The 17,855-nt window shown below is 75.1% G+C and carries 15 protein-coding genes; 4 read left to right on the forward strand and 11 right to left on the reverse strand.

The features are described 5' to 3' along the window. Positions 1–101: 101 nt before the first annotated feature. A complete protein-coding gene (locus M8C11_RS08255) occupies positions 102–683 on the forward strand; it encodes a low molecular weight phosphatase family protein (RefSeq protein WP_252449117.1) in 582 nt (193 codons plus the stop codon). Here M8C11_RS08255 and M8C11_RS08260 read toward each other — a convergent pair. After that, positions 664–2,112, reverse strand: a complete 1,449-nt coding sequence (locus M8C11_RS08260) for a polysaccharide biosynthesis tyrosine autokinase (RefSeq protein ID WP_252449118.1) — start codon at positions 2,110–2,112, stop codon at positions 664–666. The genes M8C11_RS08255 and M8C11_RS08260 overlap by 20 nt on opposite strands. Positions 2,113–2,297: 185 nt before the next feature. Here M8C11_RS08260 and M8C11_RS08265 point away from each other — a divergent pair, with 185 nt between their 5' ends. Continuing rightward, entirely contained in the window at positions 2,298–4,145 is a 1,848-nt protein-coding gene (locus M8C11_RS08265; RefSeq protein ID WP_252449119.1) for a polysaccharide biosynthesis protein, read from the forward strand. A gap of 161 nt (positions 4,146–4,306) precedes the next feature. Continuing rightward, positions 4,307–5,608 (forward strand): Na+/H+ antiporter NhaA, encoded by a 1,302-nt coding sequence (gene nhaA, locus M8C11_RS08270; RefSeq protein WP_120569702.1) that lies wholly within the window; start codon positions 4,307–4,309, stop codon positions 5,606–5,608. Between the two features lie 61 nt (positions 5,609–5,669). Here the strand turns inward: nhaA and M8C11_RS08275 are convergent, their stop codons facing one another. The 8 genes from M8C11_RS08275 to M8C11_RS08310 form a co-directional block, all read right to left on the reverse strand. Continuing rightward, entirely contained in the window at positions 5,670–5,873 is a 204-nt protein-coding gene (locus M8C11_RS08275) for a hypothetical protein (RefSeq protein ID WP_091418011.1), read from the reverse strand. Between the two features lie 114 nt (positions 5,874–5,987). Beyond that, positions 5,988–6,575: a TMEM165/GDT1 family protein gene (locus M8C11_RS08280; RefSeq protein WP_013286559.1), complete on the reverse strand. Its 588-nt coding sequence runs from the start codon at positions 6,573–6,575 to the stop codon at positions 5,988–5,990. 228 nt (positions 6,576–6,803) lie between these two features. Further along, entirely contained in the window at positions 6,804–7,769 is a 966-nt protein-coding gene (egtD, locus tag M8C11_RS08285) for an L-histidine N(alpha)-methyltransferase (RefSeq protein ID WP_252449120.1), read from the reverse strand. Between the two features lie 32 nt (positions 7,770–7,801). Then, positions 7,802–8,548: an ergothioneine biosynthesis protein EgtC gene (egtC, locus tag M8C11_RS08290; protein WP_252449121.1), complete on the reverse strand. Its 747-nt coding sequence runs from the start codon at positions 8,546–8,548 to the stop codon at positions 7,802–7,804. 9 nt (positions 8,549–8,557) lie between these two features. Beyond that, positions 8,558–9,865, reverse strand: a complete 1,308-nt coding sequence (gene egtB, locus M8C11_RS08295; RefSeq protein WP_252449122.1) for an ergothioneine biosynthesis protein EgtB — start codon at positions 9,863–9,865, stop codon at positions 8,558–8,560. Next, a complete protein-coding gene (gene egtA / locus M8C11_RS08300; protein ID WP_252449123.1) occupies positions 9,862–11,097 on the reverse strand; it encodes an ergothioneine biosynthesis glutamate--cysteine ligase EgtA in 1,236 nt (411 codons plus the stop codon). Before egtA ends, egtB begins: the two co-directional genes overlap by 4 nt. Positions 11,098–11,252: 155 nt before the next feature. Then, positions 11,253–11,978, reverse strand: coding sequence for a hypothetical protein (locus M8C11_RS30400; protein WP_305884535.1), 726 nt, complete (start codon positions 11,976–11,978; stop codon positions 11,253–11,255). Positions 11,979–11,997: 19 nt separating this feature from the next. Continuing rightward, a complete protein-coding gene (locus M8C11_RS08310) occupies positions 11,998–12,633 on the reverse strand; it encodes an RNA polymerase sigma factor (protein ID WP_252449124.1) in 636 nt (211 codons plus the stop codon). A 500-nt stretch (positions 12,634–13,133) separates the two neighbouring features. Between M8C11_RS08310 and M8C11_RS08315 the strand changes: the two genes are divergently transcribed. Beyond that, positions 13,134–14,516 (forward strand): serine/threonine-protein kinase, encoded by a 1,383-nt coding sequence (locus M8C11_RS08315; protein WP_233586128.1) that lies wholly within the window; start codon positions 13,134–13,136, stop codon positions 14,514–14,516. Positions 14,517–14,577: 61 nt separating this feature from the next. On the opposite strand, the gene M8C11_RS08320 is transcribed toward M8C11_RS08315, so the two are convergent. Then, positions 14,578–17,058 (reverse strand): ABC transporter permease, encoded by a 2,481-nt coding sequence (locus tag M8C11_RS08320; RefSeq protein WP_252449125.1) that lies wholly within the window; start codon positions 17,056–17,058, stop codon positions 14,578–14,580. A 5-nt stretch (positions 17,059–17,063) separates the two neighbouring features. Beyond that, on the reverse strand, positions 17,064–17,828 hold the full coding sequence (locus M8C11_RS08325) for an ABC transporter ATP-binding protein (protein ID WP_252449126.1): 765 nt from the start codon (positions 17,826–17,828) through the stop codon (positions 17,064–17,066). Positions 17,829–17,855 lie beyond the last annotated feature (27 nt).

A 17,855-nucleotide genomic window follows, 5' to 3' on the forward strand; every position in this document is an offset into this window, starting at 1 on the left:
TCCGGACGGCCGGGCGCCGCACCGCGTACGATTCCCGCATCCCCTCTGCGTCCGGCCGCGACCGCCGGAAGAGCGCCGTCGCGGCACCCTCCGTCGCGACCGTGCCGACGAGAGGGGTGCAGATGGTCGACGAGGTGCTCTTCGTCTGCCACGCGAACATGTGCCGGTCACCGATGGCGGAGTTCATCGCCCGCCGGATGCTGGCCGGCCTGCCGCTGGCGGTGGCCAGCGCGGGGACCGACGCGATCGACGGGGCCGCGATGCACCCGTATGCGGTCGAGGTGACAGCGGCCACCGGCGCGGACCCGGCGGCCTTCCGGACCCGCCGGCTGCGCCCGGAGCACCTGACCGGAGCGGCGCTGGTGCTGACCGCGACCCGCCGGCAACGCTCGGCCTGCACCGCGCTGGCGCCGGCCGCGCTGACCCGGACGTTCACGCTGCGGCAGTTCGCCCGGCTGGCGGCCGAGGCCCGCCCCGCCGAGGCGGAGACGGACGCGGGCACGCCGTTGCGGGCGGCGGTGTCGGCCGCGGTCCGCGCCCGGGGGCGGCTGCAACCCGCCGCCCCCGACGCGGAGGACCTGCGCGACCCGATCGGCGGCTCGCCGGCCGACTTCCGGCGCTGCGCCGAGGAGATCGAGCGGTCGATCCGGCCCGTGCTCGCGCTCATCGCGACAGCCGGGTGAGTTCCTGCGTCCGGTCGCCCACGGCCTTCGCGCCCCGCCGGGAGCCGGCCCGGTCGGCCGGCACGGACGGCGCCGCGGGCGGCACGACCACCTTGTACGCCTCGTACTGGTAGGCGTCCGACTTGGCCACCTTGGCCATGTTGAGCACGCAGCCGAGCAGGCGTACCGAGACCGAGCTGAGCGCGTGCGCCGCCGCCGCGACCTGGCTGCGGGAGGTACGCCCCTGCTGGGTGACCAGGAGCGCGCCGTCGGCCTGCACGGCCACCACCACTCCGTCGGTGACCGCCAGCAGCGGCGCGGTGTCGATGACCACGATGTCGGCCGAGTCCCGCAACGCGACCAGCAGGTCCGCCATGGACTTGGAGCCGAGCAGCTCGCTCGGGTTGGGCGGGGTGGCGCCGCTGGGCAGCACCAGCAGGGACTTCTCGCCCCAGCGCTGCACCACGTCACCGACCTGGACGTCACCGACGAGCACGTCGGTGAGGCCGACGCCGCCGTCGAGCCCGAGGTAGTCGGCGACCTTGGGGCGGCGCAGGTCGGCGTCGATCAGCAGCACCCGCCAGCCCGCCTCGGCCAGCGCGATGGCGGTGTTGCAGGCCATGGTGGTCTTGCCCTCGCCCTGCAGCGCGCTGGTGACCGCGATGACCCGGGCCGGCTCGTGCACGTCCACGAAGCGCAGGTTGGTGCGCAGCTTGCGGACCGCCTCGGCCCGGGCCGAGGTGGCCGCTTCACCGACGATCAGCGGCGCGGACCGCGCGCCGGTCTCGTACGGGATCTCGCCGAGCAGCGGACTGCCGGTCACCCGTTGCAGCCCGGCGCCGTCGCGCATCCGGACGTCGGCCACCCCGCGCAGCACGGCCAGCCCGACGCCGGCGAGCAGGCCGAGCAGACCGCCCAGGACCAGGTTGCGGGTGGGCTGCGGCGAGACCGGGTTGGAGGTGACCCGGGGACCGCTGACCACCTCGATCTTGATCGGCGGGGACTTGCCGTCCGGCGGCGTCTCGACCTTGCGTACCAGCTCGGTGAACTTGGTCGCGAGCATCTCGGTGGTCTTCAGCGCCCGGGTCTGGTCGGTGTCGGTGATCGTCGCCTTGAGCAGGACCGTGCCGGTCGTGGCGGTGGTGTGGATCCGGCTGCGCACCTGGTCGGCGGTGAGGCCGAGCGGCGCGTCGGCCACCACGCTCTGCGCCAGCCGGTCGCTGGTGAGCAGGTCACCGTAGGACTTCACCCGCTGCTGGAGGAAGAGGCTGCCCTGGTAGGCGTCGGTGACCCCCTGGCTGGGCGTGGTGACGAAGAACGTCACCGAGGCCTCGTACCGAGGCGCCGTCCGGACCGTCACCAGCGCGGCGGTGCCCAGGCCGAGCATCACCGTCACCAGCACGATCCACCAGTGGCGTCGGACCAGGCGCAGGTAGCCGAGAACGTCCATCACGCTCCCCCTCGCGACACGCCGGTCTGCCGATGAAACTGCACGAAAGCCCCCTAAAAACCCCAGTCGCCGTGCCAGGATCGAATCGCCTATTCACGACGTTACGTGACTGGACGACAGTAAACGACCGAACAGGCACAGACGGTCTAATCCTTTCAATACGGATAGGACACAGAGGGCAGCCCATGGATCGTGACGCGATCACAGCCGTTCGACCCCCCGGCCGGATCACCCACCGCGCCGCCACCCTTTCCCTGTTAACGCTGGACACGGCCGCGTGGTGCGGAGGTTTTCTCGGCGCGGCCTGGACGCGGTACGAGTTCGACCTCACCGCCGCCGCCAGCGCCCGTACGCTCGGCGTGGCACTGGCCTGCGCCGCGCTGTACGCCGCGCTCACGCTGCTGCGGTCCCGGCTCTACGGCCGGTATCCGATCGGCAGCGCCGGCGACGCGCAGGGCCTGGCCGTCACCGTCGCGCTCGTCACCGCCGTCGGCTTCGTCGCCGTCCTGCCGTGGACGCAGCACCCGGTCCCGGCCAGCACGCCGCTGGTCGGCGGTGCGGTGGCGCTCGTGGTGATGGCGGCCGCCCGGGGACTCTGGCGGGCCCACGCCGACCGCCGGCCGCCCGCCGCCCGACACGCCGAGCGCTGCCTGATCTACGGCGTGGACGCCGCGAGCGAGCGGCTCGTCCGGGTGCTGCTGCACGACCCGGACAGCAGCTACCGGCCGGTGGGCCTGCTCGACGACGCGCCCGACAGCCGCGGGCTGCGGCTGGAGCGGCTGCGCGTGCTCGGCGGCCGGGAGCAGATCGCCGCCGCCGTCCGGGCCACCCGGGCGAGCACGGTCATCTTCTCGATGAGCGGCTTCGACCCGCAGCTGCTGCGCGACGTGCGCACCCGCACGCTGGAGGCCGGGGCGGCGTTCAAGGTCCTGCCGCCGGTACGCGAGGTGCTCGACCGTCCGGTGACCGCCACCGATGTCCGCGACCTCCAGCTCACCGACCTGCTGGGCCGCGCGCACCGGGTGGCCGAGCTGAGCGTCGAGCGCGGCGGGCTGGCCGGACGCCGGGTGCTCGTCACCGGCGCGGGTGGCTCGATCGGCTCGGAGCTGTGCCGCCAGATCGCCCGCTGCGAGCCGGACGAGCTGATGATGCTCGACCGGGACGAGTCCGCGCTGCACGCCCTGCAGATGTCCCTGTACGGGCGCGCTCTGCTGGACGGGCCGGAGCTGATCCTGGCCGACATCCGCGACGCCGAGGGCATCGCCCGGGTGATCGCCGACCGGCAGCCCGACGTGGTTTTCCACGCCGCGGCGCTCAAGCACCTCACGCTGCTCCAGCGCCACCCCGGCGAGGCGATCAAGACCAACATCCTGGGTACGCTGAACGTGCTGGAGGCGTGCCGGGACGTCGCCGAGTTCGTCAACATCTCCACCGACAAGGCGGCCAACCCGGCGAGCGTCCTCGGCTACTCCAAGCGGATCACCGAGCGGCTCACCGCGTACCAGGCGCAGCGGCTCAACGGCCGGTACCTGAGCGTCCGGTTCGGCAACGTGCTCAGCAGCCGCGGCTCGGTGCTCACCGCGTTCCAGGCGCAGGTCCGGGCCGGGGTGCCGATCACCGTCACCCACCCCGACGTGACGCGGTACTTCATGACCGTGCAGGAGGCGGTGCACCTCGTGCTCCAGGCCGCGACGATCGGCCGGGGCGGCGAGGCGCTGGTGCTCGACATGGGCGAGCCGGTCCGGATCGCCGACGTGGCACGCCGGCTGGCCGCCGAGGCGGACCGCCCGGTGGAGATCGTCTTCACCGGCCTGCGCCCGGGCGAGAAGCTGCACGAGCACCTGTTCGGCGCCGACGAGGTGGACAGCCGGCCGCTGCACCCGCTGATCTCCCACGTCCCGGTGCCCGAGCTGGACCCGGACGAGATCCGCGGGCTCGACCCGTACGCCGACCCGGACGAGCTGATCAAGCGGATGGCCGCGTTCTGCGACCCGGCCGGGGTGTCCCTGCCGGCGCTGCCCGGACAACGCTGACCCGCCGGCCGATGGGACGCCCCGCCCAGGTGGTGAGACGGGCGTCCCATCGGCCGGCTCGGCTCGCCGCCGGTGGCGGCACCCGTTAGGGTTGGTTCCGGTGTGCCGGGAAGCCTGGTCGGCGATTGTTCCGCCGACCCCAGCTTCCGAACGGACGCCGCATGCCCCAGCACACCCCGCACCGGTCCCGCCTGCTGTCCCGCCGCTCCTGGCCGGAGGCCCGCTTCCTGGCCGACGTGCTGCGCACCGAGACGGTCGGCGGCGGCCTGCTGCTGCTCGGTGCGGTGCTCGCCCTGATCTGGGCGAACTCGCCGTGGCGTGCCGCGTACGCCGAACTGAGCCACTGGGTGCCGTGGCCCGGCGGCGCCGGCCTGCACCTGGACCTGGACCTGCGCACCTGGGCCGCCGACGGGCTGCTGGCGATCTTCTTCTTCGTGGTCGGGCTGGAACTCAAGCGCGAGTTCGTCGCCGGTGACCTACGCGACCCCCGGCGGGCCGCGCTGCCCGTGATCGCCGCGCTCGGCGGCATGATCGCGCCCGCGTTGATCTACCTGGCGGTGACGCTCGGCGCCGGCGGCGCCGGCCTGCGCGGATGGGCCATCCCCACCGCCACCGACATCGCCTTCGCGCTCGCCGTGCTCGCCGTGGTCAGCTCCCACCTGCCGCAGGGACTGCGCGCGTTCCTGCTCACCCTCGCGGTGGTCGACGACCTGTTCGCGATCACCATCATCGCGGTGTTCTACACCGCCGACTTCCAGCCGCTGCCGCTGCTCGGCGCGCTGCTGCCGATCGCCGCGTTCGGGCTGCTCGTGCAGCGCCGGCGGACCTGGTGGTGGGCGCTGATCCCGCTGGCGGTGGTCGCCTGGACGCTGGTGCACGCCTCTGGCGTGCACGCCACCGTGGCGGGCGTGCTGCTCGGTTTCACGGTGCCGGTGCTGCGCGGCCGCGACGGCGCGCCCGGCCTGGCCGAGCGGCTGGAGCACCGCTGGCGGCCGGTCTCCGCCGGCCTGGCCGTGCCGGTCTTCGCCTTCTTCGCCGCCGGGGTGACGCTGGTCGGCGTGGACGTGGGCGGCGTGCTGACCAACCCGGTGGTGATCGCGGTGGCCGCCGGCCTGGTGCTCGGCAAGGTGATCGGCGTGTTCGGGTCGACGTACCTGCTCGCCCGGTTCACCCGGGCCGAGCTGGACGAGGAGATCACCTGGGCCGACCTGCTCGGGCTGGCGCTGCTGGCCGGCATCGGCTTCACCGTGTCGCTGCTCATCGGCGAGCTGGCGTTCGGCGCCGGCAGCCCGGAGGAGGACGGCGTCAAGGTGGCCGTGCTGCTCGGCTCGTTGATCTCCGCCCTGCTCGCCTCGGTGGTGCTGGTCCGCCGCAACCGGGTCTACCGGCGGATCAGCGAACGGGAGAGCCGGGACGCCGACGGTGACGGCATCCCGGACGTCTACCAGGAGGGCCCGGCCTGAAGCCGGCGCGGCGGGTGCGACCAGCCGGTCACACCCGCCGCACGTGCCACGCGGTTACGCCTCAGCTCCGGCGCTCGGCCGGGCGCGGCTCGCGCTTGCGCTCCGGTTCCTCGAGCGCCTCGGCGGCCGGGCCGGTGAGGTCGTCACCAGGCACGGCCACCTGCTCGGCGCGGTCCTGCTCGTCCTCGCGCCCGCCCGGCGGCGGCTCCGGCGCGGTGGCGCCCCCGGCGAAGCCGTACTCGTTGGGCTCGTCGTGCCTGCTCATGGGCGGAACCTCCCGGTCGTGCCGATTCGTCCTCCGCCGGGCGGTCACCGCCACGGCGCTCACCCGGCTACTTACCCACCGAAGCGGTCTCCGATCATCGGGCGCGGGGTCGGCTCAGGTCAGCTCGGAGACCGCCTCGAAGATCAGCCAGAGGCCGCAGATGGCGAACAGCACCGCCGCGCCGTAGCGGATGGTCCGCTCCGGCAGGTGCCGGCCGAGCATCCGGCCCACCAGGATCGCCAGCGCGTCCGCGGCCACCATGCCGAGCGTCGACCCGAGCCAGGTGCCGAACCAGCCGTACTTGGTGGCCAGCGTGATGGTGGCGAGCATGGTCTTGTCGCCCAGTTCGGCCAGGAAGAACGCCACGCCCACGGCGATGACCGCGGACCGGCCGCCGCGCTCGGCCTTGCGCTTCTCCTCCTCGGTCAGCCTGTCGCCGCGCAGCGTCCACGCGCCGAAGCCGAGGAACGCCAGACCGGCGATCAGCGAGATCCAGTCGGTGGGCAGGGCGGCGTTCAGGCCGTACCCGATGGCCACCGAGGCCAGGTGGACGACGGCGGTGGCGATCGTGATGCCGATGAGCACCGGCACCGGCTTGAACCGCGTGGCGAACGTCAGTGCCATGAGCTGGGACTTGTCGCCCAGCTCGGCGACGAAGATGACGCCGAAGCTGACCACCAGCGCGACGAGGAAACCCTCCATGTGAACCTTCCCGATCAAGCCGGGAGGAGGAACGGGGGCGCCCTCGACCCGGCTGCGACAGCCTGAGTCGAAGGTCTCGCCCGCCCCGGAGACCGGGGCCGCGTGGCCGGATGCGGAACGCACCAGTGTGTCGACCACGACATTGGGGGCTACTCCCCTTCGCGCCGCCCAGCCTAGCCGATCACCGGCGGGCCCGGTCACCGGGTGTGGGCGGGGCCACGGCGGCGCTCAGTCGGCCCGCGCCAGGCTCACCCCGAACAGCCTGTCCGGGTCGGTCCAGAACGCCCGCCGGTCGAACCCGGCGGCGGTCAGCTCGGCCGCGATGCCCTCCGGCCGGAACTTGGCCGACACCTCGGTCCGCAGCTCCTCACCGGCGGCGAACACCACGTCGGTGTCCAGGACCCGCACCCGGGTCGGGTGCTCGGCGCGCAACCGCATCTCGATCCACTCCCGCCGCGGATCCCAGACCGCCACGTGCCGGAACGCGTCGACGTCGAAGTCCGCGCCCAGCTCGCGGTTGATCACCCGGAGCACGTTGCGGTTGAACTCGGCGGTCACGCCCGCCGCGTCGTCGTACGCGGGCACGATCACGCCCGGGTCCTTGACCAGGTCGGTGCCGACCAGCAGCCAGTCGCCGGTCTCCAGCGCCGCGCGCATCGCGGTGAGGAACTCGGCCCGCTCCACCGGCAGCAGGTTGCCGATCGTGCCGCCGAGGAACGCCACCAGACGCCGGCCGCCGGTGGGCAACCGGTCCATGTGGCGGGTGAAGTCGCCGACGATCCCCCGCACCCGCAGCCCCGGGTACGCGGCGGCGATCTGCTCGGTGGACGACCGCAACGCGCTCACCGAGACGTCCAGCGGCACGAACGTGCCCAGGCCACCGTGGCGGGTGAACGCGTCGAGCAGCAGCCGGGTCTTCTCCGACGAGCCCGAGCCCAGCTCGATCAGCGTCTTCGCGCCGGTCATGGTGGCGACGTCGTCGGCGTGCGCGGCCAGCACCGCCCGCTCGGCCCGGGTCGGGTAGTACTCCGGCAGGCGGGTGATCTCCTCGAACAGCTCGCTGCCCCGGGCGTCGTAGAACCACTTCGGCGGCAGCCACTTCGGCGTCGCGGCCAGCCCGACCCGTACGTCCTCCCGCAACCCACGGTCGAGGTCCTGCTGCTCCAGGTGGATCTCCAGCGGCTCCGCGCTCATCGAGTGTCCTCTCTTGCGGTGGGTACGGATCGTCAGGCGGCGGTCGTCTCCCGCACGTCGAACCCGCCCGTGGTCGCCACCACGAGCCGGCCGTCCGGCACGGCCCGCCAGGCCGGGTCGTCGTCGAACGGTTCGGACGCCAGCAGCACCGAGTCCGGGCCGCGGCGCACCGACAGCGCGTGCCCGGCCGTGCTCGCCACCACCGTCGTACCGTCGGTGAGCAGCAGGTTCAGCCGCGAGCCGGGAGCGGCGGCGGCGACCGCCGCGACGGTGTCCGCCACCGCCTCGTCCAGCGGCGCGCCGGCCCGCAGCCGGTGCCGGACCAGCGCCCACAGCAGCGCCGAGTCGGTCGGCACGTCGAGCGTGATCAGGTCGCGGACGGGCAGGCCGGCGGCGAGCGGGACCAGGCTGTCCGGCCAGCCCCGCACCACGCCGTTGTGGCTGAACAGCCACCGCCCCTCGGCGAAGGGCGCCGCGGCGGTCTCGTGCAGCGGCATGCCGACCGTGGCGGAGCGGACCGCGGCCAGCACCGCCCGCACCCGCGTCACGGCGGCCAGCTCCGGCAGCGTCGTGTCGCTCCACATCGGCTGGGCCCGCCGGTAGCGGACCGGGTCGCCGTCGTCCGGGTACCAGGCGACGCCGAAGCCGTCGGCGTTCATCGTGCCGCCGCCGCGCATGTCACGCGGCGCCCACGACTGGCGCAGCAGCCCGTACGGCGGGTCGAACAGCAGGCTGCCCAGGAGCACGGGTGGACCGAGGTACGCGAGGTGACGGCACATCGGGCCGGCTCACTCCTCCGGGCCGGCGTCACGGGCGCAGCGGAACCCGCTGAAGATCTGCCGCCGGATCGGGTAGTCCCAGTTGCGGAACGTGCCCCGGCAGGCGGACCGGTCGGTGCCGAACGACCCGCCCCGCAGCACCCGGTGGTCGTCGCCGAAGAAGACCTCCGAGTACTCCCGGTACGGGAACGCGGTGAAGCCCGGGTGGCCCCGGAACGACGAGGAGGTCCACTCCCAGACGTCGCCGACGAGCTGGTGCACGCCCAGCGGCGAGGCACCGGCCGGGTACGCGCCCACCGGCGCCGGCCACAGGTGCCGCTGCCCCAGGTTGGCGTGCTCGGTGGTGGGGTCCTCGTCACCCCACGGGTAGCGCCGGGACCGGCCGGTCGCCGGATCCCAGCGGGCCGCCTTCTCCCATTCCGCCTCCGTGGGCAGGCGCTTGCCGGCCCACGCCGCGTACGCCTGCGCCTCGTACCAGCAGACGTGCACCACCGGCTCGTCGTCGCGTACCGGCGACCAGCGGCCGAACCGGCGGTACGCCCAGCCGTCCCCGTCGCGCCGCCAGTGCATCGGCGCGCTCAGGTCCGCTTCGACGCGGTGCCGCCAGCCCGCCTCGCTCCACCAGCGCGGCTCGTCGTACCCGCCGTCGGCGATGAACGCCCGGTACTGCCCGTTCGTCACCGGGGCGGCGTCGATGAGGTACGCCGGTAGGTCGACGGTGTGGGCCGGGCGCTCGTTGTCCAGCGCCCACGGGTCGGTGGAGGTGCCCATGGTGAACGGCCCGGCCGGCACCCGTACCTCCCCGCCGGCCCGGGCGCGGGGCTCCGGCGGGGGCGGCGCGTCGAGCACCGGGGCACCCGCGCGCAGCTGGTGGGTGGCGAGCATGGTCTCGTCGTGCTGCTGCTCGTGCTGCACGATCATGCCGAACGCGAACCCGTCGGCGACCAGGGGACGCTCGGTGAAGCGGATGCCGTCGAGCAGGTCGAACACCTTGTCCCGCACCGTGCGCACGTACGCGCGGGCCTCGGCCGGCGGCAGCAGCGGCAGCGCCGGCCGGTCCTTGCGCGGCTGCTTGAACGCGTCGTAGAGGTCGTCGATGTCGTGGCGCACCGGGTCACGGCCGCCGACGTCGCGGACCAGCCACAGCTCCTCCTGGTTGCCGACGTGCGCCAGGTCCCAGACCAGCGGCGACATCAGCGTGGAGTGCTGCCGGACCAGGTCGTCGTCGTCCACCGCGTCGGTCAGCAGCGCGGTACGGGCCCGGGTGCGCTCCAGTTCCGCGGCGATCCGGTCGCGTAGTCGCTCGGTGGTGGTCACCGGTGTCCCCTCTCCGCGGCGGCGCGGTGCCGCCGGATCGCTCGCCGGGTCTCGTCGTGGATGCCGGCCGGCAGGTCGAGCCGGGGCAGGGCCGTCAGGGCCAGGTCGAACAGCGTCGCCGCGGCGGTCGCCAGCGGGCGCTCGGCGAGCCCGCACCGGGCCGCCGCGCGCCACCGGTCGGCGACCGGCGCAGCAGCCGCCAGCGCGTCCCGGGTGGTGGCCGGGTCGGCGAAGATCGCCGCCAGCACCGCCAGCGGCACTGTCCACTCCGGGCCGGGCTGGGTGTCCAGGTAGCGCAGTTCGAGGTAGCCGCGCGGGCGTACCGGCGGGAACAGCGTGCTGAGGTGGTAGTCCAGGTCGTCGGTGGTGGGCGGGCGGGGCAGCGCACCGGCCAGCCAGTCGGCGAACGTGACACCGGGCGGTGCGGTCCAGTCCGGGCCGTCGCCGCGGACGCAGAGCAGCGGCGCGGCGAGCGCGTACCCGGTCCAGGCCGCCACCGGGTCCTCGCCGGCGCGCTCGGGCGACCAGACCGGACGGGTGCGGGCCGGGTCGATGGCCAGCCAGGTGGCCATCCGGGCGGAGGCCCAGCCGGTACGGCGCCCCGCGTGCCGGTCGGCGGTGGCGAAGGCGGCGAGCAGCGGCGGGCCGACGGCGTGTGCGGTGGCCCACCGCTGCGCCAGATGGTCCGGCTCGCCCGCGTCCAGGCAGACCTGGAGGCCGGCGGTGCTGTACATCATCGCCCGTCCCGCCGGGCCGCGGCGGTCGAAGGCGCACCGCATGGCCCGGTAGCGCGGGGTGTCCACGACCGGCCGGGGAAGGCGCCAGGGGTCGATGCCGCTGCGGCCGAGCACCAGGCCGGCCGCGTCCAGCCGGGCCCGCAGCTCGGCGACGTCGGCCTCGGTGGCCAGGATGAGCGCGGCTACCGACGATCGCGGTGTCGCGGAGATCTCCACCTGCCCGCCGGGCTCCACGGTCACGGCGCCGCCGCGCCGGAGCTCGTCGGCCGGGCTGGTGGGGTCGAGGGTCACGGGGCTGTGTCGCCCCAGCGCCTCGCGTAGTCGCTCGCGGTCGACCGGCCGGGCCGGGTCCGCAGCGTCGTGCACGGTCCATTCCAGTTCGACGCCGACGAGTGCGGGTGGCCCGGTCTTGAAGCAGATCCGGGCCAGGTGGCCCCGGGCTGCCTCCTCGTCTCCCAGGACGACTGCCCGGTCCAGATCCGGCGACATCACCATGGGACGGCTCCTCCTCGGCGATGGGCGACGACGTCGTGGCGACGCGCCCGGCCGGGACGGCACGGGACGCCGCCCCACCATCCTCTGTCTAGCAGACGAGTTCCGCTTGCCCGGAGAGATGAATTTTTGTCCGGAATCTGATTGCGCGGTGGCGGTCAGTCGCCCGTCCGCGGACCTGGGCGCTCGGGCTCCGGGTCGTCGTGCGGGTGGTCCGCCGGAGGGCCGACCAGGTTCCGGCAGTACCTCTCCACCTGCTCGGGACCGCCCGCGGCGGCCACCAGGTCGGCGAAGCCCGGCGTGGTGAGCGCCTTCTCCCGCTGCCGCTCCGACTTGGCCAGGTAGGCACGGCAGTGGCCGGCCAGGCCGGCCCCGTCCACCGGGGGTGCGGGTGGCCGGGCCTTGGCGCTCGGCGTACCGGAGGGCACCGGCGTCGGCGCCGGTGGCGACGCCGCTCCGGACGCGTCGCCGGCGGGGGTGCTCGGCGCCGGCCGCGACGGCCCGGTGACGGCGGGACCGGTGGGTCCGGCTGTCGTCGCGGGCGGGAGCACCGGCTCGGGGTTGCCGTCCAGGCGTACGGCGGCGAACGCCACCCCGGCGACCGCCGTGGCGGCCAGCCCGGACAGCGCGGCGGCGATCCGCAGGCGCCGGCGCGGCGCGGCCACCGCCGGGGCGGCCCCGGCCGCCGCGCGGGCCGCCCGGAAGGCGGCGAGCGCCCGCTCCTCCCCGGCGACCTCGCCGGGGGCCGCCGGTCCGGCGGCGGCGGACAGCAGCCGGCTCAGCGGGTCGGCCTCGGCCCCCGGCGGCGTGCCGGCGCGCGCGGCGTCGAGCAGGCGGTCGGACTCCGCCCGGTCGGCGGGCCCGCCGGACCGGCGAGCGTGCATGCCGTCGTCTCCCCTCACGTCAGCCCTCCGCCGGCTCGGCCTCGGGCGCGTGCGGCACCTGGCGGTCGGTACGGGGACGCGGCGCGACGGCGTCCCGGGTGTCGTCCGGCGCGGTCTGCGCCGCCGAGCGCTCCAGCATCGCGGCCAGCCGGCGCAGGCCCCGGTGTGCGGCGGTACGCACCGCGCCGGCCCGCCGGCCCAGCACCCGCCCGGCGGTCTCCGCGTCCAGGCCGATGACGGCCCGCAGCATCACCGCCTCGGCCTCGGCCGGCGGCAGCGTGCGGATCAGCGCCAGCGCGCTCTCGGTGGCGATGGCCTCACCCGCCCGGTCGGCGGTGTCGACGTCGGCGGCCAGGTCGTTGAGCGCCTGCACGGGCACCGGCACGGAGGGACGCCGCCGCTGCCGGCGCAGATGGTCCATGGCCCGGTTACGGGCGATCGTGACCACCCAGGCGCGGAACTCGCCGCCGGTGAACGACGGCAGGTCACGCGAGATCTGGAGCCACGCCTCCGAGGCCACGTCCTCGGCGTCGGCGCCGACGAGCGCGGTCAGGTAGCGCAGCAGCGCGGGTTGCAGGCTGCGGTAGAGGAACCGGAACGCCTCCTCGTCGCCCGCCTGCGCCCCGGCGACCGCCTCGTTCAGCTCGGCCGTCACGCTCGCCGTCCCGTGGCGGCCCGGCGCCGGACGTCGACGGGCGTCGGTGACCACACCGCCATCCGCACTCGGCCCCCCGGTGAGCTGATCAGGCACGCGCACGAGGGTGCGGTGCGCCTTGGACACTGCCGCGCGGCATCGGGCGTCGGCGGGACATACCGTACCGGCGTCCGGGGGCGGCCGGGAGTCGGGCCGACACGGGGACCGGCGAGCTGCGTCGGCAAGCCGTCGGAGGCCGGAAAAACAGAGAGAAATGTCTACCCCTGGCACCGGCGTGTCGGGGTAACACTCAGGACGACCGCGACGCTCCCCCGGACGGATCACCGCCGGCACGGCGGACCGGGAGCGCGGGGGCGCGTGACTTCCTGGCCGATCGTACCGGGTCGATCACGATCAGCCGATCGGCGTCCCGGCTGCCGCACACCCGGCCGAACGGCCCGCCGAACCGGCCGCGGATATCGCGGGAAATACTTCGCGCCCGCAGTGGGTACGGTATGGGGGTGCTGTCCTCAGACGTCGTACTCAGCGGTCGGTACCGCCTGGATGACCGTGTCGCCACCGGCGGCATGGGCGACGTCTGGCGTGCCACCGACCTGGTCCTCGGTCGCCCGGTCGCGGTGAAGGTACTGCTTCCCGCCCTGGTGTCCGACCCCGACTTCATCGCCCGGTTCCGCTCCGAGGCCCGGATCATGGCCTCCCTGCGCCACCCCGGCGTGGTCCAGGTCTTCGACTGCGGCGAGGACGACCTGCCCGGCGGCGGCCGGGCCGACTACCTGGTGATGGAGTTCGTCGCCGGTGAGCCGCTGTCGCGGCGGATCGAAACCGCCGGGCAGCTCGAGGTCGCCGAGACCATGTCGATCGTGGCCCAGGTGGCGCAGGCGCTGCACGCGGCGCACGGCCGGGGCATCGTCCACCGGGACGTGAAGCCGAGCAACCTGCTCGTGCAGGACGACGGCACCGTGGTCCTGGTCGACTTCGGCGTGGCCCGCTCGACCAACGTCACGAGCATCACCAGCACGAACGCGGTGCCCGGCACCGCCCTCTACATGGCGCCGGAGCAGGCCGCCGGCCGGCCCGTCTCGGGTGCCACCGACGTGTACGCGCTCGGTGCCGTCGCGTACTGCTGCCTCACCGGCAGCCCGCCGTTCACCGGCGACAACCCGCTCCAGGTGGCCGTACGCCATCTCGACGACGAGCCGCCGGAGCTGCCGGCGGAGATCCCGGCGTCGGTGCGGGAGCTGGTGTCGCGGGCGCTGGCGAAGGATCCGGCCGACCGCTACCCGAGCGCGGCGGCGATGGCCGACGCGGCGCGGGCCGCGCGTACCGACTCGCCGACGGCGACGGTGGCGCTGCGCGGCGCGGCGGGTCCGGCGCGGTCGCGGGACGACCAGCCGGCGGTCCGCCCGGGCGCCGCGGTGGCGACGTCGCGGCGGCGGAGCCGGCGCGGCACGCTCGTCGGGGCGCTGGGCGCGGTGCTGGTGGCGATGGGGGCGCTGGGCGCTCTGGTGGCGGCCGCGAACGACACCGCCGAACCGGCCACGAAGATCGACAAGACCGCCCCGGCGGTGGCGCCGAGCGAGCAGGCCGCCGAGCCGGTCGTCGACGAGCCGTCGGCGGACGACGACTACACCTACCGACCGGTCGGTCCGGGCGACAGGCCGTCGGCCACGCCCTCGGTGACGCCGAGCTCCTCCCCGACCCCGTCGGCGCAGCCGAGCGTGACCGACGAGCCGGCCCCGACGGACGAGCCGAGCAGCACGCCGTCCAGCGCGCCGACGACGACGGCGCCCACCACGCCGCCGGCGCCCGACCCGACCACCGCCGACCCCGGCACCGGCACCGGTGGTGGGGACACCGGCGGGCAGCCGGTCACCCAGCCCTGACCCACGGCATCCACGAGCCGGCCCCGCCCACGGCGGAGCCGGCTCGTGCGTGTCCGGGCGGTCAGTCCGCGCCGAGCGACGCCACGACCGGCCTGGACAGGGCGCGGCGGGCCGGCAGGACCGAGGCGAGCAGCGCGGCCACCACCGCCACGGCGACGATCAGCCCGATCCGTCCCCAGGGCAGCACCAGCGTGAAGTCACCGCCGATGCGGGCGACCACGGCCGTCGCCCCGGCCGCCGTCCCGGTGCCGAGCGCGATGCCGAGCAGCGTGCCGACGAGCGCGGTGAGCACCGCCTCGACCGCGAGCACGCCCCGCATCCCGGCCCGGCTCAGTCCGACCGCGCGCAGCACCGCCGTCTCCCGGGTGCGTTCCACCACGGACAGGCTGAGCGTGTTGGCGACCCCGACCAGCGAGATCACCACGGCCAGGCCGAGCAGCGCGGTGACGAACCCCAGGACCAGGTCGACGGTGCCGGTGAGCATCTTCTTGTACGCGGCCTGGTCCATCACGTTCACCGTCGGGTAGCGGGCCAGCACCGACTCGACGGCGGCCCGGGCCGCGTCGACGCTCACCCCGGAGGCCGGGTCCACCTCGGCCAGGTAGCCGCGCTCGGCCGGGAACATGGCGGTGAAGTCGGCGTCCAGCACGTCCACCAGATGCCCGGCGGGCACCGGGCTGCCGGCCAGGACCGGCTCCTCGTCGGCCACCACCGCGGCGACCCGGAACGGCCGCCCGGCGAGCGTGATCGTGGAGCCGGCCGTCCAGCCCCGGGCGGCGGCCAGTTCGCGGTGCACCAGCACCGCTCCCGGCCCCAGATCCGCCGGGTCACCGGCGTCCACGGCGGACAGCGTCCGCCGGACCAGCGCCGGATGCGCGGCGCGCAGCTGCACGTCGCCGACCACCCGGCTGCGCTGCTCGTGCACCACGCCCAGCTCCGGGCGGGCGGCCAGTTCGCCGGCGACCGTGGCCGGCAGGTCACCGCCGATGCCGGTGACGAGGAAGTCCACGCCGATCCGGGCGTCCACCGCGCGTTCGATGCCGGACTTGACACTCGCCGCGCCGACCACGAAGGCCGAGACCAGCCCGATGCCGATCACCATGGCCGTCGCGGTGGCGGCGACCCGGCGCGGGTTACGCACCGCGTTCGACACCGCCAGCCCGCCGGTGGCGCCGAACGCCGCGCGGAACGGCCCGCCGAGCACCCGTACCAGCGCCGGCACCAGCACCGGGCCGAACGCCACGATGCCGCCGAAGGCCAGCAGCCCGCCCGCCGCGACCAGCACCACCTGGCCGGTGGCGCCGGCGCCGGCCAGCGCCGCCACACCGGCGGCGAGCGCCAGCGCGCCGACCGCCAGCCGGATCCGACCGGCCGGGCGGACCGGGTCGACCGCCGCGTCCGTGAGCGCCGCCACCGGGGCGACCCGGGTGCCCTGCCAGGCCGGCAGCGCGGCCGACGCCACCGTGAGCAGCGTCCCCAGCCCCAGCGAGACCAGCAGCGTACGCGGGGTCAGCGTGAGCCCGCTGCCCAGCGGCACGCCGGTGCCGGCGAGCAGGAGGCCGAGGCCGCCGGCCACCGCCGCGCCGGCCAGCACTCCGACCACGGAGGCGAGCAGGCCGGTCACCGCCGCCTCGGACAGCGTGGCCCGGTAGATCTGCCCCCGGGTGGCGCCGACCAGGCGCAGCAGCGCGGTACGCCGGGAGCGCTGGGCGAGCACGATGGCGAAGGTGTTGGCGATCACGAAGCCGGCCACCACCACGGCGACCGCCGCGAACGTGCCCAGCAGCATCCCGAACTGCCGCAGGTCGCGTACCGCGTCGTCGACTGCCGCGTCGAGGACGGCGTCCCGGTCCCGGACCGTCACGTCCGGCCCCACCACGGCGCGGATCCGGTCGGCCAGCGCCGCCGCGTCGACACCGGGCCGCGCCGCCACCATGATCCGGCCGTAGCCCTTCTCGCCGCTGACGGTGAGCGCGTCCGGGCCGGTCAGCCCGATGTACGGGCCGCCGACGTCGCGGGAGCTGCCGTCCACGTCGACGGTGCCGACCAGGGTGTACGGGCGGGCCGCGCCGTCCCGCCCGCCGATCGACACCGGTCCGCCCAGTGTGAAGCGCTGCTCGGCGACGGTCCCGTCGTCCAGCACCACCTCGCCGGGGCGCTGCGGCAGCCGCCCGGCCACCACGTCGTAGGACTGGAGGTCCGCCTCGGTGGGGATCGCGGCGAGCACCGCGTACCCGAGCACGGGACGTCCGTCGGTGCCGACCACGCCCGCGGAGCCGGTCAGCTCGCCCGCGGCGGCGGCCACCCCGTCGACGGCGCGTACCCGGTCCACGAGCGCCGGCGGCAGCGGTTCGGTCCCGGCGTACGCGGCCAGGTCGGTGTGTCTGTCGAACTCACCGGCCCGCTCGTACGCCCCGGCGCGCATGCCGTCGACGAACATCAGCGTGCCGGCGACGAACGCGACGCCGAGCACGATCGCCAGCGAGGACAGCAGCAGGCGCAGGCCGTCGGCGCGGACCTGGCGCAGGGTCAGGCGCAGCATCCCGCTCACCGCCCCGCCGGCGCCACGGCCGGGTCGAGCCGGCTGAGCGCGTCCCGGACGTCACCGACTGTCGGCTCGTGCAGCTCGTCGACCAGCCGGCCGTCGGCGAGGAAGACCACCCGGTCGGCGTGCGCGGCGGCGGCCGGGTCGTGGGTGACCATGACGACGGTCTGGCCGAGCGTGTCCACCGCCTCGCGCAGCAGCCGCAGCACCTCCGCGCCGGAGCGCGAGTCGAGGTTGCCGGTCGGCTCGTCGGCGAAGATCACCCACGGCCGGGTGATCAGCGCGCGGGCCACCGCGACGCGCTGCTGCTGCCCGCCGGACAGCTCGGCCGGGCGGTGCCCGAGGCGGTCGGTCAGGCCCACCGCGGCGACCACCTGACGCAGCCACGTCGCGTCCGGCCGGCGGCCGGCGATCGCCAGCGGGAGGACGATGTTCTCCTCGGCGGTGAGAGTGGGCAGCAGGTTGAACTTCTGGAAGACGAAACCGATCCGGTCCCGGCGCAGCCGGGTGAGCCGCTTGTCGTCCAGGCGCGTCAGGTCGGCGTCACCGATGTGGACCGCCCCGGCGGTCGGCCGGTCGAGGCCGGCGAGGCAGTGCAGCAGCGTGGACTTGCCGGAGCCGGACGGGCCCATGACGGCGGTGAACCGGGCGGCGGCCAGGTCGAGGTCGACGCCGTCGAGCGCGACGACGCGGGACTGCCCGTCGCCGTACTCCTTGCGCAGCGCGCGGGCGGCGAGGGCGACGCCTGTGGTCGGTGGTGCGGACACGGTGGTGCTCCTGTCGGACACGGTCTT

It is taken from the genome of Micromonospora sp. CPM1 (assembly GCF_023896895.1).
Classification (GTDB): Bacteria; Actinomycetota; Actinomycetes; order Mycobacteriales; family Micromonosporaceae; genus Micromonospora; species Micromonospora tulbaghiae.

What these genes read in the sequence shown, in the direction of transcription:
- M8C11_RS08260 (WP_252449118.1), bottom strand. Translation starts at nt 2,112, where the DNA reads ATGGACGTTCTCGGCTACCTGCGCCTGGTCCGACGCCACTGGTGGATC.
- M8C11_RS08265 (WP_252449119.1), top strand. Translation starts at nt 2,298, where the DNA reads ATGGATCGTGACGCGATCACAGCCGTTCGACCCCCCGGCCGGATCACC.
- nhaA (WP_120569702.1), top strand. Translation starts at nt 4,307, where the DNA reads ATGCCCCAGCACACCCCGCACCGGTCCCGCCTGCTGTCCCGCCGCTCC.
- M8C11_RS08275 (WP_091418011.1), bottom strand. Translation starts at nt 5,873, where the DNA reads ATGAGCAGGCACGACGAGCCCAACGAGTACGGCTTCGCCGGGGGCGCC.
- M8C11_RS08280 (WP_013286559.1), bottom strand. Translation starts at nt 6,575, where the DNA reads ATGGAGGGTTTCCTCGTCGCGCTGGTGGTCAGCTTCGGCGTCATCTTC.
- egtD (WP_252449120.1), bottom strand. Translation starts at nt 7,769, where the DNA reads ATGAGCGCGGAGCCGCTGGAGATCCACCTGGAGCAGCAGGACCTCGAC.
- egtC (WP_252449121.1), bottom strand. Translation starts at nt 8,548, where the DNA reads ATGTGCCGTCACCTCGCGTACCTCGGTCCACCCGTGCTCCTGGGCAGC.
- egtA (WP_252449123.1), bottom strand. Translation starts at nt 11,097, where the DNA reads ATGGTGATGTCGCCGGATCTGGACCGGGCAGTCGTCCTGGGAGACGAG.
- M8C11_RS30400 (WP_305884535.1), bottom strand. Translation starts at nt 11,978, where the DNA reads ATGCACGCTCGCCGGTCCGGCGGGCCCGCCGACCGGGCGGAGTCCGAC.
- M8C11_RS08320 (WP_252449125.1), bottom strand. Translation starts at nt 17,058, where the DNA reads ATGCTGCGCCTGACCCTGCGCCAGGTCCGCGCCGACGGCCTGCGCCTG.